The 16,498-nt window shown below is 72.0% G+C and carries 12 protein-coding genes and 1 pseudogene; 8 read left to right on the top strand and 5 right to left on the bottom strand.

What is annotated here, in order from left to right:
• Window positions 1–247 precede the first annotated feature (247 nt).
• A complete protein-coding gene (locus AB0D31_RS31120; protein ID WP_362729319.1) occupies window positions 248–3,472 on the bottom strand; it encodes an AAA family ATPase in 3,225 nt (1,074 codons plus the stop codon).
• Between the two features lie 105 nt (window positions 3,473–3,577).
• Here AB0D31_RS31120 and AB0D31_RS31115 point away from each other — a divergent pair, with 105 nt between their 5' ends.
• The gene (locus AB0D31_RS31115; RefSeq protein ID WP_362729317.1) at window positions 3,578–4,165 is read left to right on the top strand and encodes an adenylosuccinate lyase; all 588 of its coding nucleotides are present in this window, start codon (window positions 3,578–3,580) and stop codon (window positions 4,163–4,165) included.
• Window positions 4,166–4,402: 237 nt separating this feature from the next.
• Here AB0D31_RS31115 and AB0D31_RS31110 read toward each other — a convergent pair whose 3' ends face one another.
• Window positions 4,403–4,816 carry a RidA family protein gene (locus tag AB0D31_RS31110; RefSeq protein WP_362729315.1) on the bottom strand — a complete coding sequence of 138 codons (414 nt, stop codon included), beginning with the start codon at window positions 4,814–4,816 and terminating at the stop codon, window positions 4,403–4,405.
• A 141-nt stretch (window positions 4,817–4,957) separates the two neighbouring features.
• A complete protein-coding gene (locus AB0D31_RS31105) occupies window positions 4,958–5,251 on the bottom strand; it encodes a hypothetical protein (protein ID WP_362729314.1) in 294 nt (97 codons plus the stop codon).
• Window positions 5,252–5,690: 439 nt separating this feature from the next.
• On the opposite strand from AB0D31_RS31105, the gene AB0D31_RS31100 reads away from it, so the two are divergent.
• Both AB0D31_RS31100 and AB0D31_RS31095 read left to right on the top strand, forming a co-directional pair.
• Window positions 5,691–6,710 carry a DUF2599 domain-containing protein gene (locus tag AB0D31_RS31100; protein ID WP_362729312.1) on the top strand — a complete coding sequence of 340 codons (1,020 nt, stop codon included), beginning with the start codon at window positions 5,691–5,693 and terminating at the stop codon, window positions 6,708–6,710.
• A 641-nt stretch (window positions 6,711–7,351) separates the two neighbouring features.
• Complete coding sequence (locus tag AB0D31_RS31095; protein WP_362729310.1) at window positions 7,352–7,987, top strand: NAD(P)H-dependent oxidoreductase; 636 nt, start codon at window positions 7,352–7,354, stop codon at window positions 7,985–7,987.
• A gap of 89 nt (window positions 7,988–8,076) precedes the next feature.
• Here the strand turns inward: AB0D31_RS31095 and AB0D31_RS31090 are convergent, their stop codons facing one another.
• Window positions 8,077–8,682, bottom strand: coding sequence for a TetR/AcrR family transcriptional regulator (locus AB0D31_RS31090; protein ID WP_362729308.1), 606 nt, complete (start codon window positions 8,680–8,682; stop codon window positions 8,077–8,079).
• A 159-nt stretch (window positions 8,683–8,841) separates the two neighbouring features.
• Between AB0D31_RS31090 and AB0D31_RS31085 the strand changes: the two are divergent.
• The 5 genes and pseudogenes from AB0D31_RS31085 to AB0D31_RS31065 all read left to right on the top strand — a co-directional run.
• Window positions 8,842–9,027: pseudogene (locus AB0D31_RS31085) on the top strand (transposase); the annotation flags it as partial.
• A gap of 406 nt (window positions 9,028–9,433) precedes the next feature.
• Window positions 9,434–9,877 carry an SRPBCC family protein gene (locus AB0D31_RS31080; RefSeq protein WP_362729306.1) on the top strand — a complete coding sequence of 148 codons (444 nt, stop codon included), beginning with the start codon at window positions 9,434–9,436 and terminating at the stop codon, window positions 9,875–9,877.
• A gap of 266 nt (window positions 9,878–10,143) precedes the next feature.
• A complete protein-coding gene (locus AB0D31_RS31075) occupies window positions 10,144–12,501 on the top strand; it encodes an MFS transporter (RefSeq protein WP_362729334.1) in 2,358 nt (785 codons plus the stop codon).
• A 248-nt stretch (window positions 12,502–12,749) separates the two neighbouring features.
• Entirely contained in the window at window positions 12,750–15,305 is a 2,556-nt protein-coding gene (locus tag AB0D31_RS31070; protein WP_362729304.1) for a SpoIIE family protein phosphatase, read from the top strand.
• Window positions 15,306–15,540: 235 nt separating this feature from the next.
• Window positions 15,541–16,269: a class I SAM-dependent methyltransferase gene (locus AB0D31_RS31065; protein WP_362729302.1), complete on the top strand. Its 729-nt coding sequence runs from the start codon at window positions 15,541–15,543 to the stop codon at window positions 16,267–16,269.
• A 59-nt stretch (window positions 16,270–16,328) separates the two neighbouring features.
• Here the strand turns inward: AB0D31_RS31065 and AB0D31_RS31060 are convergent.
• Window positions 16,329–16,498 (bottom strand): VOC family protein (locus tag AB0D31_RS31060; protein WP_362729332.1); only part of this gene is annotated, 170 nt, incomplete at its 5' end.

Genomic DNA, 16,498 nt, shown 5'->3' with positions numbered 1-16,498 from the left:
TCGCGGTACGAGACGTGATGCTCGCGGTACGTCGTGGTGCAAAGGGGGCCGACGGCCCTGTCCCGGGGCACGTCGTACAGAACTGCCGAACCGACGATCACTCGCGGCGGCTGCGTCACCAGGCCACCGGAGCCGCGGGGGTTACCCGCTCACCTGAGATTAACTGGCGAGTAACGAGCGCGCCAGACTTTCTCCGTGCCGAGTCGATGTGATCTGGCTCGCGCCCGTCCGGCCGGGGCGGACGCGCTCAGCCGATGGACGCGTCGAGGACCGTGCCGAGCTGGTCGCGCGACGCGACCCCGAGGCGGGGCAGGACACGGCTCAGGTGCGCGCCGACGGTGCGGGCGGAGAGGAAGAGGTGCGCGCCCACCTCGCGGTCGGAGAGGCCGAGACCCGCGAGACGGGCGATCTGGGTCTCCAGCGGATCCAACTCGCCTGCCGCGAGCACGCGTTGGCGCAGGGCGCTCGGGCTTGTCTCGCCGGGAGGGGGCGTGCCTCCCGCGGTGGCCCGGAGTTCCCCGGTGGCCTGGTGTTCTCCGGCGGCCCGGAGTTCCCCGTCGGCCCGCGCCGCCCACGGCCGGGCGCCGATCCGGTCGAAGGTGAGCCGGGCGGAGCGCAGCAGCGGGCGCGCCTCCGCGGTCCTGCGCTGTCGGCGCAGCCAGTTGCCGTAGGCGAGCTCGGCGCGCGCCCGGGGCCACGGCCAGCGGGCGAGATTGTCGGCCAGCGCCCGCCGGAACAGGGTCTCCGCCTCGATGTCGTCGGCCAGCACGGCGGCTGCGTACCGCAGATGGACGCGGAGCAGCGGTGCGGCGCACCCCGCGGTACGCCGCGCGACGGAGGCGACCACCCGAGCCGCCTCACCTCGTCGCCCGGCGTGAACGGCCGCTTCGGCGAGGAGTCCGATGGCGCGGAAACCGTGAGCATCGAGCGGGCTGCCGGTGTCGGGGGCGGGCCTGTCGTCCGGGGGCCAGGGGGTGGGGGAGCGCTGGTTCCGGGGGCGGCTGTGGTTGGGGGAGCACTGGGTTCGGGAGCCGCTGTGGTGGGGGTTGGGAGAGCCGGGGTCGTTGGGCTCGTCCTCGGGGAACAGGGTGCGCAGCGTGTCGTAGGCCTCGTCGTGGTGGCCGGCCGCGCAGGCGGCGATGCCGCGGACCAGGGTGATCTCGCCCGGCAGATCGGCGTCCCGGTCGGGGCCGGCCTTCTCCGCGCGATCGGCCAGGCGATGGGCGTTCTCGGTGTCGCCGCGCAGGGCGGCGGCCCTGGCCTCGGCGACGAGGGCGCCCGCGGTCCCCGTCGGGGTTCCCGTGTCGGCGGCGAGCCGGTGGAGTTCGGCTGTGGCTTCGGCGGCCCGGTGCCATTCGCCGAGGTCGAGCCGGGCCCGGGTCTGCAAGGCGAGCACGCGGGTGAGCGCCGCCAGACCGCCCCGCTCACGCAACCTTCTCTCCCCGCGGTCGAGGAAATCCGTGGCGAGTACCGGGTCGCCCACCGCGAGGGCGGCCGTCCCGAGCAGTAACCACCGGTCGGCGTCGACGCGGCTCGCCGTCGCCGCGAGGCTCAACTGTGCGACGATGTCACCGACTTGGCGTACGGGTTCCGTCAATGCCAGCGCGGCCGTCAGGCGCGGGTCCCACACCGGGTCCTTCAGACGCGCTGCCGTGGCGACGAAGCGCTGACGCGCCGGCGTTCCCGCTGCCGCCCGGCGGCATGAGCGCGCGGCGGTCAGCAGAAGATCGAGGGCGAGCGCGCGATCGCCAACCCGTGCCGCGTCTTCGGCGCGTGCGCACAGGTCGAGGCCCCGGGGCTCATCAGCCGCCGGCTGGACGTCGCATAGTTCGTTCAGCCACGCGATCCGGGGCCGGTCCCGCTCGCTGGGCCCGGTGCGCGCGACCGCGTCGAGCAGTGGCCGTACGAGGTCGGCGCGGCCCACCCGCAGGCCGTGCTCGGCGGCGAGCAGCAGCCGGTGCCGGCGCCTGGCCGGATCTCCGGTGAGATGCGCCGCCCGCTCCAGGGCCCGGAGTGCCAGGACGGCCGAGCCCCGGGCGAGCGCGATCCGGTGGGCGGCCTCCAACTCGTCCGCCGCACCGTCGTCGGGCCGGTCGAGACCGAGCGCGTGGTGCCAGGCGGCGCGGTACGGGTCGGCGCTCAGGACGGCGCCGAGCGCGGTGTGCGCCGCGCGGTGCCGCGTCCGCGGCTGGGCGTGCAGCACGCTGGAGCGGACCAGGTGGTGACGGAAGCGAACCCGGTTGGCCTCGATGCGCAGCAGGCCCACGGCCTCCGCCTGCTCCAGCTCGCCGATGGCGACCGGGCCGCCGCCGAGCAGGGCGGCGGCGGCCAGGATCTCGGCGACCGAGCCGGCCGGCTCGACCGCGGCGACCAGCACCGCGTCCCGTGCCGGCCGGGGCAGGCCGCCGAACCACGCGGCGAAGCCGTGCTCAAGCCGGCCGGCCGCCGTGCGTACGGGCCCGATGGGCTCGCCCCGTGTGACCGCGGGGCCCCACCCCATCCGGGGGAGTTCGGTCAGCGCCAGCGGGTTGCCCTGGGCGCTCGCGAGGAGCTTCTCCCGTGCGGCGGGCGCCAGTTCGCGGCCGGTGACGGCGAGGACCTCGGCGGCGGCCACAGCGTCCAGGGAGGTCAGCTCAAGGCTCTCCAGGCCGACCGCGAACGGCCGCCGACCCGGCACGGTCCGCGCTGCGGCGCACAGCAGAACGGGGTCGTCATCGAGACGCCGGGCAAGGAAGGAGACCACTTCCGAACTCGCTTCGTCGAGCCAGGGCAGGTCATCCACGAGAGCGAGCACCGGGCGCACCGCGGCGGCATCGGTCAGCAGGCTCAGCGCGGCGAGCGCCACGAGAAACGGCTCAGGGGCGCGCCCCGGGTGGGTGTGGGGGCTGGGGTCGGGGTCGGAGTTGGGGCTGGGGTCAGAGTGGGGGCGGGGGCCGGTACTGGGGCTGGAGTGGGGACCAAAGTGGAGTCCGAGGCTGGAGCTGGAGCTGGAGCTGGAGCTGGAATCGGGGCCGGGGCCGGGGCCGGGGCCAAGGATGGGGTCGGGGCCAGCGCCGGCATCGAGGTCGGGGCCGGGACCGGCATCAAGGTCGGGGCCGGCATCGGAGCCGAGGTCGGGGCTGGCATCGGATCCGAGCGCGGTGCGCAAAGCATCACGCTGCACCGCGGGAAGTGCGCGTACCGAACCCAGGAGCGGGCGCAGCAACTCGTGCAACCCCGCATACGGAACGGCCGCGTCCGTCGGCACCCCCGAGGTGGCCAGAACCAGGAACCCTGATTCGGCCGCGAATCCGCGCACGGCGCTCAGGAGGGCGGACTTGCCGAGGCCGGCCGCCCCCCGGACGACCAGCGCGCCCCCGCCGGGCCCCACCGCGCGCACCTTCGCGGCCAGCACTGTCAACTCGGCCCGGCGGCCGGGTAACCAGGGGTCTGCGGGCGGATCGCCCTGTGCCGGGACGCCACTGTGCTCCATGGGACCGCTCCTTGCCTGTGCTTCTTGCCGGTGGCATGTCCCGCGAGCCACGGGATCCGATCATCCTTGGGGTGCCAACGGCCGTACGCCACTAGGCTTTTGGACATGGACGAGGAGTTACGGTCCCTCCTGGACCGGGTGCGGCGCGAGAGCGGCGGTTCGGCGGCGTACGAAGAACTGGCCGCCACCGTCGACCACGACGAGCTCGCGGCCGTGCTCACCGAGAGCGAACGCCCGCTCTGGGCGCGGGAGATAGCCGCGTTCCGGCTCGGCGCCGAGGGCGACCGCCGCGCCTTCGAAGCGCTCGTCCTGCTGCTCAACCACCGGGACCCGGAACGCTGTGCGAGCGCCGCGTACGCCCTGGCGCGGCTGGGCGACCCGCGCACCGCGCGCGCCGCTGCAGCCCTCGCGACCAACGAACTGCGCACCGCCTACGCGCTGCACCCGGTCCGACTGCTCACGGCCCTGCGCGCCCCCGAGTCCGTACCGGCCCTGATCAGGACGTTGCGGCCGCTGCTCTCGGCGCACAACCCGTACTGGCGCGTGGCGCAGGCGTGCATCGAGGGACTCGGTGAACTCGGCGACAAGCGGGCCGTCGAGGTGCTGACCGAAGCCCTGGCCCACCCGCGGGTGGCCCGGCCGGCAGCCTGGGCACTACGCCGGATCCATGCGGGGGGCCGAGTCCGCGGCTGACCCCGAAAGCGCCACAACCCGGACGTGCTCGGCCCGACCCCGACAGGGCTACTTGGCCCTGAGGCGCACCTGGCCCCCTGGGCACGCCTGGCCCCCGAGGTACGCCTAGCCCGTCCCCCAAGGCACACCCGTCCCCCAAGGCACACCCGGCCCCCGAGGCGCTCCAAGCCCTCGGCCAGGGGTGCACCCCGCCCCAGCGCCCCCTCGGGACACCCGCCCCCGCCCCCGCCCCACCCCCTAAGCGTGTTCGACCGTCGGGTCGATCACCGCGAACGCCTCGATCTCTACCAGCAGTTCGGGTCGGAACAACGCACTGACCTGCACCGCCGAGCTGGCGGGCAGCTGGTCGGGGGCTATGACGGTGTCGCGGGCCTCGCGGATGACGGGCAGGTGGGCGATGTCCGTGACGAAATAGGTCAGCTTCACCACGTCCTCAAAGGTGGCGCCGGCCGCGGCCAGGCAGCGGCGCAGGTTCTCGAAGATCTGATCGGCCTGGGCCCGCGGGTCGCCCTCCCCGACGACGTTCCCTTTGTCGTCGAGGGCACACTGCCCGGATATCGCCACGAACCGGCCGGTGCCCCAGACCACATGGCTGTAGCCGGTGCCGGGGGCCAGGCCTTCGGGTGCCAGGATGCGCGTCGGTGTCGTCATGCGGACCATCCTCGCGCACGCCACTGACAACGGTCCCCAAACCCCCGGCCTGCGTGCTCCGGCCCAGGCTGTTCGGTTGGCGGAGGAAGTCCCGTCGGGATTGTCCGGATCATCAAGAGCCGCTGACCCCAGCGTCGCGGCTCAGCCCTGCGGTACCGCGCCGGGCAGTTCGCCGACGAAGTCCCACCACTGCTGGATGGTCCACACGGCGGCGCTGGAGCGGTCGGTGGACATCCGCAGCCACACCTCCTCGCCGCCCGGCATGAGCGCCACCTCCAGGTGCGGCTCGTCCCACGTGCCCATCGGGTACATCCACTCGATGCCGTCGGGCCAAGTCCGCATCGCCACCGTGCGCACGCTCAGCGCCGCGGCCAAGGCATCCAACGCCGCCTTGGGTATCCGCACCTCCGCCGGCTCCCGCTCGATCCCTGCCACCGGGCCCCCTCGTGTCGTTCGGCGGCCCCGCTGCGCCGATCCGCTTCCACCACCGCCCCATGTCCAGCGGCTACCCCCGCAGGCACCGTACGAGCGTCTGCAAAGGTCCAACTTTCGACGGCGGACCGTCCAGATGCGTTGACACAGGACACTCACGCCCGCCGTCGCGGATCAGCGTGACAGCCGCCCTAGAATTGATCGCCGACATCGCCGACATCGCCGGCGCGATCGTCACCGCCGGCGCCCTGCGCACCGGCGCCGACCACAAGCACTCACGAGCACCACGGAAGCCACCCCACCGACGCCCTACGCGAACTCGGGCTCACGGAATGAGCACACATCATGCCTGCCCGGGACGTCGCGTGGGAGGGGGGAATTCCGGTTCAGCCCGGCCGGATTTTCTCTCCTCGCACGCCTCTTTTCTCGGTACTTTTCCAGGGTGAACGCGCTTCGGAAACTCGCCCTGTTCGCGGCAGCCTGCCTGGCCGCCCCCTTACTTGTGCCGTCCCCGGCAGCCGCAGCCGACCGTGACTTCTGTGGGAAGACCGTCTCCGGCGCCATCCTCGACAAGTACATCGCGATGGGTGACGTGTCCTCGCCGCTGAAGTGCCCGGTGACGGACGAGATGACCACTCCCGACGGGCGCGGCCGGTACACCCACTTCCAGGGCGGCTCGATCTACTGGTTGGCGGCGACCGGCGCCCACCCGGTATGGGGGGCGGTGCGCGACAAGTGGCAGGGGATGGGCTGGGAGACCTCCGCACTCGGCTACCCGAGGTCGGACGAGCTGAAGAACGCGGACGGCAAGGGGGTGCGCCAGGAGTTCGAGGGCGGCACCGTGTACTGGTCGGCGGCGACCGGCGCTCACCCGGTGTGGGGAAAGATCGGCGCGACGTGGGGGGAGTACGGCTGGGAGAACAGCGCGTTCGGTTACCCGGCGTCCGACGAATCGGACGGTACCGGCTCGTGGACCGATGATGACACCGGTCAGGTCCACACGTACCGGCTGGTGACGCAGAAGTTCGCCTCGGGTGCGACGCTGTTCTGGATTCCGGGCGGCGCGACGGAGGGCTGCGGCGGCGAGTGCACCGGCTACGAGGTGGAGGCACCGGGCAGCCTCGTCAAGCGGGTGCGAGTGAACCTGCCGACGGATTCGGACAAGTTCGTGCTGATGGTTTTCCCGACGGATGCCGGGTTCCGGGGCGGCATCGACAAGGCCGTCGACGGATGGCAGGAGGTGTGGGCGAACACGCCGAATCCGCTGCGCCTGGACACGACCGACGAGGCGGAATCTCTGCGTAAGCAGTATGCGTGTCACGCCGCGTACGCGCACCAGGAGTCCGACGGCAGCTGGAACACCGGCAATTCGTGGGATCTGGAGTCGGACAGGCCGAACGTGAGCTGGACGTACGCCACGGACGCCGTCTTCGTAGCGATCCACAAGTGCAACTGGACGTGATCGCGTGCCGCCTGAAGAAGTCCTCACCGACCTACCGTTGCCAGCAAGTTCTTGCGGCCTGGCTCGGTGAAAGGCTGGAATCGAGGTCAGGCGCACCGGCGTTCACCCTGGACGAGTTCTGACCTGGATCACGGCGTACTGGGCCACGGGCACGATCGGCACGCCGGAAGCCTATGCCCGCGACCTGCACCGTGCGGTCGAGCTGGGCAGTTGGGTCGTGTAGGTCGTGGTCGTGTAGGTCGTGCTTCAAATAGCGGCCCCGCCACAGGTGTTGCGCCGCGATGACCGCGGTGTGGGACGTGGGGATCTCCAGGACCGGCAGTGGCCCGTGTCGGAGTCGGTGGGTCTTGCCGCGGGGTGCGGGTGGGGGGTGCTGTCGGGCGTCACTTCGGGTATCGCTTAAGGCGGCCAATGTGCCGTGCGGAGCAGCCTGTTGATGCCGTGCGGAGCCGCCTGTTGATGCCGTGCGGAGCCGCCTGTTGATCGGGCGGCTCTTCCTCACGGGGCTCCGCCTCGAAGAAACTTGAACTTCCCCTCAACTTACCCGTAAAGTTGAGGGCGGATTCAAGTTATCTCCTGCGACCTTCCCACCGCCTGAGGCGGGAGGGTCGAACGCCCCGTCCCCTTTTCGGAGTTGCATCATGGCGACACTGCTGCACATCGACTCGTCCGCGTTCGCGGGCCAGGCGTCCACCTCTCGGGCTGTCACCGAGGCCTTCCGCCGTACGTGGCTGGAAGAGCACCCGGGTGGTGAGGTGATCTACCGGGACCTTGCCGTCGAGCCGGTCCCGCACATCACCGCGCACGCCCACACCGCCGGGTTGCTCGATCCGGCGGAGCACACCGAGGAGCAGGCTCGGGCCTTCGCCGAGCGCCTGGCTCTGATAGCGGAGCTGGAGGCAGCCGACGCGGTGGTCATCGGCGCGCCGATGTACAACTTCTCGGTGCCCTCCAGCCTCAAGGCGTGGCTGGACCAGGTGATCCTGATGGGCCGCACCGCCGGCTCACCGGAGTCGAAGGTGAAGGGCACACCGGTGACGGTGGTGACCAGCCGCGGCGGCTCCTACGCCCCCGGCACGCCCCGGGCGCCGCACGAACACGTGCTGAACTACCTGGAGTCGGTGCTGTCGGTGATCTTCGAGATGGAGGCGACCTTCATCGTCGTGGACCTGACGCTGGCCGCTCACATCCCGGCCCTGGAGCACCTGGCCCCGCTCGGCGAGCGGTCGCTGGCCGACGCGTTCGAAGCCGTGGAGAAGGCGGCTCGCGCCGCGTAGTCGCGCGCGACGACGGTGTCGGTCCCGCCTGGGCAGGGCCGACACCGTCGCGTTCCCGCTCGTACCCAGTTGGTCGTCCCCGGCCGGGCTCAGTCGGGCAGCGGGCGACTGCCGGTGCGGGCGCGCAGGCCCTCGAAGAGCAGGGCGAGGACGCGGCGGCGCCCGGCGTCGTCCCCGGCCCGCACGAGGTCACCGTTGACCTGGAAGAAGCGGGTGATGTCGTCCATCCGTGCATCGTCGCGCAGTGCGCCTTCGGCGCGGGCGCCGACGGCCAGCTCGGTGACGAAGGCCAGGGACCGGTCGCAGACCGCCTTGAGGGCTGGGGCATTGGGGTAGCGGCGGGAGAGCGCGTCGTTGAACGCCGGGTCGTCGGCCTGCGCCTGACAGATGGCCTCGACGTAGGCCAGCAGCCTGTCCCACGCGCTGCCGACGGTGCCGTCCGCGATGGCCATCGCCGCGCCCACCTGCCGGTCGGCGAGTTCGTTCACGACCTGGTCCAGCAGCGCGTCGCGGCTGCCGAAGCGGTTGTAGATCGTGCCGACGCTCACTCCTGCCAGCTTCGCGATCGTCTCCAGCGGCGTGTCGAGCCCGTGCTCGGAGAAGGCGTCCGCGGCGGCCTTGCGCAGCTTCTCGACGTTGCGGCGGGCATCGGCGCGCAGCGGCGGCCGCTGGAGTGCCTCGGGCACAGTGGTCACCTCTCCCTGAGTTGAGGAATGCATCATGCTGTGGGCGCGTGGGGGACAGCGAATTTGAGACTACCTTCACCTTACGACCCGCCGTCCCATTGCCAAGCGTGCCCTGCCCTCAACAGATGCCGAAGTCCGCGCAGCCCGGGGCGACGAAGGCGATGGACGAAGGCGATGCAGGTGATCTGCAACGCGGAGGACCGCGGCCACGCCGAGAAGACAGTCGAGGCGTTCGCAAAGATCTACGGCGGGAAATTCCCCAACGCGGTCGCGGAGATCACCGCAGACCGGGAGGAACTGCCCGCGTTCTACGACTTCCCCGCCGAGCACTGGATCCACCTGCGGACCACCAATCGCACGACGACCCGGACGGCCAGCGCTGAAGTGCGGCCGCTGCTGGTGCGTCGGTTACCGGCGCTTCGCCGTACGGTCGCGCAGCAGCAGCCACTGACTCGCGTCGGCGCCGCCTGAGCGCGCAGCCGGTCCGTGCAGCAGCACGGCGTAAGCCGTCCTCTCCGCCCTGCTCGGGGCGGCATGCCGGCCTGGTGCCTCCAAGGTCGGGAATGACCTCGTCATGCCTTTCCAGGCCTTGTCCGCGTTCGGAGTGCTGAGCATCGGCCCTCCCAGGGTCCGTGGGGTCGCCCCGAATAGAACACGTGTTCCCTTCTTGATCGCAACCCGGATTGTGACGGCCGACCCCGAGGTGGTTGGCTTGGCCCACCCCGAGAACCCCGGAAACACAACTGCTGGAGGAAGTGCCATGGCGCAGGTCGAGGCCACGACGGAGCGGATCGTCACGGCGGATCCGGAGACCGTGTTCGACACGCTCGCCGACTACAAGGTCGGCCGCCCCAAGCTCCTGACGGAGCACTTCAGCGAGTACGAGGTCCGCGAGGGCGGCGACGGCGAGGGCACCCTCGTCCACTGGAAGCTCCAGGCCACCAGCAAGCGCGTGCGCGACTGCCTCCTGGAGGTCACCGAGCCGACCGACGGGCAGCTCGTCGAGAAGGACCGCAACTCCACCATGGTCACCACCTGGACGGTCACGCCCGCCGGCGAGGGCCGCTCCAAGGTCGTCGTCACCACCGTGTGGAACGGCGCCGGCGGCATCGGCGGATTCTTCGAAAGGACCTTCGCGCCCAAGGGACTTGGCCGCATCTACGACGCGATGCTCGCCAAGCTCGCCGCCGAGGTCGAGAAGTAGCCCGCTCGAACTGAGTCGTACGGTCACCGGTTCGGGTGGATTTCCGTTCCGGTCCGTTGTGCGCCGTAGGTACTCCGGCCAGCGCTTAAGCGCCCGGCGCACGCCCGTCGCCCCCCTCGTCTCGCTTGCCCCGGATGTCGGCCAATGCGAGAAATGCCTCGGCGCAAGCGCGACGAGGGGAGAGTTACGTGGGCGGGATCACTCTGGTGAAGGACGACGAGCGGGCCTTCGAGCCCGCTCGGGTTCCGGCGTCGCCGCCTCCGGAGATCCAACCCCCGCCACCCGCAGCCGCGTTGGACCCCCGCCGGGTGCGCATGATCTTCCTCGGTCTGATGCTCACCCTGCTGCTCGCGGCGCTCGACCAGATGATCGTCGCGACCGCGCTGCCGAAGATCGTCGGCGATCTGCACGGCCTCGACAAGGTCTCCTGGGCCGTCACCGCGTATCTCCTCGCCTCCACGATCGGCCTGCCGATCTACGGCAAGCTCGGCGACCTCTTCGGCCGTAAACCCGTCTTCCAGTTCGCGATCGTCGTGTTCGTCATCGGCTCGGCACTGGCCGGCTGGTCGCGCACGATGGACCAGCTCATCGCCTTCCGCGCCATGCAGGGCATCGGCGGCGGCGGACTCATGATCGGCGTGCAGGCGATCATCGCGGACATCGTGCCGCCCCGGCAGCGCGGCCGCTTCATGGGCCTGATCGGCGCCGTCTTCGGGCTGGCCTCGGTCGCCGGACCGCTCCTCGGCGGCTTCTTCACCGACCACGCCTCCTGGCGCTGGTGCTTCTACATCAACGTGCCCTTCGGCCTCGTCACCCTCGCCGTCATCACCGCCGTACTCAAACTGCCGCGGCCCGCCGTGCGCCCCCGCCTCGACGTGCTCGGCATGCTGCTCCTGGCCGCCGCCTCAACCTGCCTCGTGCTGCTGACCAGTTGGGGCGGAACCGAGTACGCCTGGGGCTCCCGCACGATCCTGGGACTCGCCGCCGGAGCCGCCGGAACGACCCTGCTGTTCCTCGTGGTGGAAAACTTCGCGGCCGAACCCGTCATCCCGCTGCGGCTGTTCCGCGACCCCGTCTTCACCATCGCCGGCCTCGTCGGCGCGGTCATCGGCGTCGCCCTCTTCGGCGCCGCCAGCTATCTGCCGACCTTCCTGCAGATGGTCGACGGCGCGAGCGCCACCGAGTCGGGGCTGCTCGTACTGCCCATGATGGGCGGCATCGTCGGCGCCTCCATCATCTCCGGCCAGCTCATCAGCCGCACCGGACGCTACAAGCTCTACCCGATCGTCGGCGGTGCCGTCTCCGCCCTCGGCATGTGGCTGCTCTCCAAGCTCGGCACCGACACCCCGCGCCTCGACTACAGCATCTGGATGGCCGTGCTCGGTGCGGGCATCGGCCTGGTCATGCCGGTCCTGATCCTCGCCGTGCAGAACGCGGTGGCCCCCGCCGACCTCGGCACCGCCACCAGCGCCAACAACTACTTCCGCCAGATCGGCGGCAGCGTCGGCGCGGCGATCTTCGGCACCCTGTTCACCAACCGCCTCGCGCACGCCCTCACCGAGCGGCTGCCCGCCGGAGCGCACCTGCCCGACCCGGAGTCGATCACCCCGCAACTGGTGCACGCCATGCCGCCCGCGCTGCGCGACGGCTACATCCGGGCCTACGCCGACGCCATGCCGCGGATCTTCCTCTACCTCGTGCCGGTGCTCGTGCTCGGCTTCGTCCTCGCCTTCTTCCTCAAGGAGAAACCGCTGGTGTCCCAGAACGCCCCCACCGCCGAGAACGCCTTCGCCGCGGAGACCACCCCCGTCGCCGACACCGCGCCCCTGCCCCACGCCCGCACCGCCCCCACCTCCGGCTACGTCAGCGGCGTCCCGGTCTGCGGCACCGTCCAGCACCACGACGGCACCACCGTGCCACGCGCCGCCCTCACCCTCGTCGACGTACGGGGTCAGCAGGTCGGACGCGGCGCGAGCGGGGCGGACGGCCGGTACGCGCTGAGCGTGCCCGGAGCCGGTTCCTACGTCCTGATCGCCGCGGCCGGCGGACACCAGCCGCAGGCCGTCGCCGTCACCGTGGGCGAGCGTCCCGTCGACCTCGACGTGGTGCTCGGCGGCGCGGGCCGCCTCGCCGGCGCCGTCGTCACCGCCGACGGCACCCCGGTACGGGACGCGGCCGTCACCCTCACCGACGTACGCGGTGAGGTGGTGGCCGCCACCCGCAGTGGGCGCGAAGGGACCTATGTGATCGGCGAGTTGGTGGCAGGGGAGTACACCCTTGCCGCCAGCGCCCCCGCCTTCCGCCCGGCCGCGGTGCCGGTGAGTGTGCAGTCCTCCCGGGAAACCCGTCAGGACATCGAACTGGCCGGCGGCGCCGTCCTGCGCGGCACGGTCCGCGCGGGCGGCGGCCGCCCGGTGGAGGACGCCCGGGTCACCCTGCTCGACGCCGCGGGCAACGTCGTGGACACCCTCACCACGGGCCCCGACGGCACCTTCCGCTTCGTGGACCTGTCCTCCGGCGAATACACGGTGATCGCGGCGGGGTACCCGCCGGTGGCCACGGTGTTGCAGGTGGCCGGCGGCGGGCGCACCGAGCGGGATCTTCAACTGGGGCACGAGGACTAGGGGGTGTCGGGCGAGCACCACTGCCCCGGCCCTGCCGCAAGCACGGTGCAGCCGTCGGTGAGGCCCAGGCTGGGCGGCAGCCCGGAGCTGCCGCAACTGGGGTTGGCTGCCTGACCTTTGGTCAGTGTGTGCGGCACGGGCGCGCGGGCGTACGCCTATTCACAGGTTGGCTCCCGCGCGGCACCGCGATGGCCGTACGGTGGAGTAGCAGCCGCCGTTTGTCGCGGCGGGGAAGGAGCCCCCCACCCATGGACAGTGGTACTCCGCCGCAGCTGGCGCAGAAGTTCGCCGTGGCCGGCCGGATCCCGCTCGCCGTGATCGTCGTGGACGCCGAGGGTCTGGTGTCGCACTGGTCCTCGGGTGCGCGCCGGCTGTTCGGGCCCGGCCGGGCCGAGGCGGTCGGCAGGCCGGCCGTCGATCTGCTCCCGGTCTCCGGCGCGCTGGAGCACCACTACGACGACACGGACACCGAAGAGGACGACGCCTACGAGGCGTTCGACGCGTTCGGCCCCGGCCTCGACGCGCCGCTGACCGGGCACACCGCCTACCCCAGCGCCGGGCCGGGGGGGCGGGGCGGGCCCCGCCCGGGCCCCCGCCGCGGGGCGGGGGTGGGGCCCGCCCTCGCCGCGCCGCTGCCCGGGCACCCCCCCAACCCCCGCGCCGGCGGGGCGGCGCTGCGCGCCCCCGCCCGGGACCGCAGCGACGTGCTGTGGTGGGCCTACCCCCTCGTCGGCCCCGGGCCCGAACGGCTCCTCGTGCTCGCCGCGGACGCCGCCCAGCTGCACCTGGAGAGCGACGACGAGGACGGCCCGGTGGAGCGGATAGCGCCCGGCTTCGCCCTGCACACCGACTTCCCCGGCGCCGACGAGCTGGCCCGGCGGCTGCCGGAGATCCTGCCCAGCATGAGCGTCGGCCAGAGCACGCGGATAGTGGCCCAGGTCCTCGAACTGGGCTACCCCGTCCTGGAGTTCAGCCGGCACGACCGGGTGCCCGTCACACCCGACTGGGGCGTGCCCCGGCGCGCCGACCACCGGCCCGCACGCCGCCGCCACCCCATGGAACCCGTGGCGTGGGCCCAGCGGCCCGGTCCCGAATTCGCCGCCGACCTCGAATACGCCGCGGTGCGCGAACGGCTCGAATTCCTCAACGAGGTCAGCGGCCGCATCGGCTCCTCGCTCGACCTGTCCCGCACCATCCGGGAAGTCAGCGCCGCCGTCGTGCCCCGCTTCACCGACGTCGCGGGCACCTATCTGCGCGAGCAGGTCATCGCCGGCGAGGGCTTCCCCGACGGGCCGCCCGACGCACGCACCCTGTGGCACCGCGTCGCCCTCGAACACGTCGAGGAACCGGGACGCTGGGACGACGTGGTGCCGGTCGGCGAGTCCATGCCGTTCCCCGCGCACACCCCGTTCTTCCAGTGCATGACGTCCGGCGAGCCCGTCCTCGTGCCCCGGATCAGCGAGGAGATGGGCACCGCCATCGCCTCACAGTTCGAAAAGCGTGACATCCGTCCGCTGATCAACGGGCGGTCCATGCTGGTCGTCCCGCTGAAGGCACGCAACGTGGTACTCGGCTTCATGATCCTGCTGCGGCACGCCGAGCGGGCCGAGTTCAACGACATGGACCGCGTCACCGGCGCCGAACTGGCCGCGCGCGCCGGCCTCGTCCTCGACAACGCCCGCATGTACACCTACCAGGAGAGCGTCGCCGAGACCCTCCAGGACTCGATGCTGCCGCAGGTCACCCCGCGCATGGCGGGCTGTGACACCGCGACCCGCTACCTGCCGGGCACCCTGCTCGGCCGCGTCGGCGGCGACTGGTTCGACTCGATCAAGCTGCCGGGTTCCCGTACCGCCCTCGTCGTCGGCGACGTCATGGGGCACGGCCTCAACTCGGCGGCGATGATGGGCCAGTTGCGTACGGCCGTCCAGACCATGGCCGCCCTCGACCTGCCGCCCGGCCAACTCCTGCGCAACCTCGACGACTTGGCGCAGCGCCTCGGCGAGCACTACCTCGCCACCTGCCTATACGCCGTGTACGACCCGATCAGGGGCGAGCTCCTGATGGCCAACGCGGGCCACATCCCGCCGGTCCTCGTCCGCTCCGCCGACGGACGCAGCGAACTCCTCGAACTGCCCACTGGCGCCCCCATCGGCGTCGGCGGAGTGCCCTTCGAAACGGCTCGCGTCCGCGTCGAACCCGGTGACCGCCTCGTCATGTGCACCGACGGGCTCGTCGAGGTACGGGGCGAGGACATAGGGGTCGGCCTGGCCACGCTCTGCGAGTCGGCCGCCCACCCGGCCGCCTCCATGGACGACGCCTGCGACACCATCATCCGCTCCCTCAACACCCGCGGCGGCCGCAAGGACGACGTCGCCCTGCTGATGGCCCGCCTCAACGGCATCGCCCCCGAGGACGTCGCCGCATGGCGGCTCGCCGCCGCACCGCAAGAAGTGGGCCGTGCCCGCCGCCTGGTGCGCGAACAGCTCGCCCGGTGGGACCTCTCGGCCGTCGCGGAAACCGTCGAGCTCCTGGTCAGCGAGGTCGTCACCAACGGCATCCGGCACGCCCACGGCCACCAGGTCGCGCTGCGGCTCGTGCGGGCCGAGGCGCTGCTGTGCGAGGTGACCGACGACGACCACACCCTTCCGTCGCTGCTCGGCACCGGTCCGGACGACGAGGCCGGGCGGGGGCTGCGCGTGGTCACCGCGCTCGCCCGGCAATGGGGTACCAGCCGCACCGGCAACGGCAAGACCGTCTGGTTCGACGTGGACCTCCCGCGCCCGAAGCGCGCCACGCGCTGACGCCCCGGGAAGGCCCCGGGAGGCCTCCTCGCGGCAGCGCTCCCTCGCGGTGCCGCCCACCCGCGCCGCCGCCGCTCTCAACTCGTTTGAAGAGCACGGTGGTTACCCCACTGCGGGGTTCCACGGCATCTTGGGATCGAACGGCGCGTGAAGGTGTGCGCCGGATGCTTGCCCGGTGTGCGCCCCGCGCGGTAAACCGATCTTGACACTGTGCGGGCTGCCTGGGGAGTCGGTCATGAGCGTGACGCAGAGGTACAAGGACGCCTGGGAAGGGTTCTGGCGCGAGACGCCGGACGAGCAGGGAGCAGTCTTCTGGGACGCGGAACCGGCCCTCACCGCCGCCCGCCACCTCGCCCATTTCGCCGCCCGCATCGACGACCCCGACCTGCCGATGGTCGACCTCGGCTGCGGCAACGGCACCCAGACCCGCTACCTCGGCAGCCGCTTCCCGAAGGTGATCGGGGTCGACCTGTCGCCCGCCGCCATCGAGCGGGCCCGCAGCCAAGGGCCGGGCGCGGAGGCCGAGTTCGAGCAGCTCGACGCCGCCGACGAGAAGGCCGTCCAGGCGCTGCACGAGCGGCTCGGCGACGCCAACGTGTACGTACGCGGTGTGCTGCACCAGTGCGAGCCGGCCGACCGCCGTCCCGTCGCGGACGCCCTCGCCACCCTCCTCGGCGCCGCGGGCCGGGCCTTCGTGGTGGAGCTCGCCGAGGGCGCGAAGCCGGTCCTCATGGGCCTCGCGCAGAGCCCGGAGGGGCCGCCGGCCAAACTCCGCCCCGTCTTCGCCCATGGCATCGTGCCGGGAGAGGTGTCCGACCGCGCGCTCGACGCGCTGCTCGCCGAGGCGGGCCTCACCGTGCTGGCGCAAGGTCAACTCCCGCTCCTCACCACGGAGTACACCGCTGACGGCAGGCGCATCGAGTTGCCGTCCCGATGGCTGGTGGTGGGCCGCCCCGCATCCTGAGAGCGCTCTCGCGCCCGGGTGCTCGTGAGGCGCGTGAGGCGCGTGAGCGGGGCGGGCGTTCAGCTGGGGGTGTTGAGGGTGAAGGTGGCTCCGTCGGGGTCGCTGACACGGACCCAGGGGCCGGTGGGTGAGGAGCCGTCGGCCAGGACGGTGGCGCCGTGGTCGCGGGCGGTGTCGGCGACGGTGACGGGGTCCTTGACGGTGAAATGGGTGTGCCAGTGCGGGCGCA

The organism is Streptomyces sp. NPDC048361 (assembly GCF_040651795.1).
Taxonomy (GTDB): Bacteria; Actinomycetota; Actinomycetes; order Streptomycetales; family Streptomycetaceae; genus Streptomyces.
This window is presented reverse-complemented; position numbering and strand designations above follow the sequence as displayed.

Excerpts from the sequence above, each read along its gene's own strand:
- AB0D31_RS31110 (WP_362729315.1), bottom strand. The coding sequence starts at position 4,816 with ATGACGACACCGACGCGCATCCTGGCACCCGAAGGCCTGGCCCCCGGC.
- AB0D31_RS31080 (WP_362729306.1), top strand. The coding sequence starts at position 9,434 with ATGGCGCAGGTCGAGGCCACGACGGAGCGGATCGTCACGGCGGATCCG.
- AB0D31_RS31120 (WP_362729319.1), bottom strand. The coding sequence starts at position 3,472 with ATGGAGCACAGTGGCGTCCCGGCACAGGGCGATCCGCCCGCAGACCCC.
- AB0D31_RS31095 (WP_362729310.1), top strand. The coding sequence starts at position 7,352 with ATGGCGACACTGCTGCACATCGACTCGTCCGCGTTCGCGGGCCAGGCG.
- AB0D31_RS31070 (WP_362729304.1), top strand. The coding sequence starts at position 12,750 with ATGGACAGTGGTACTCCGCCGCAGCTGGCGCAGAAGTTCGCCGTGGCC.
- AB0D31_RS31115 (WP_362729317.1), top strand. The coding sequence starts at position 3,578 with ATGGACGAGGAGTTACGGTCCCTCCTGGACCGGGTGCGGCGCGAGAGC.
- AB0D31_RS31065 (WP_362729302.1), top strand. The coding sequence starts at position 15,541 with ATGAGCGTGACGCAGAGGTACAAGGACGCCTGGGAAGGGTTCTGGCGC.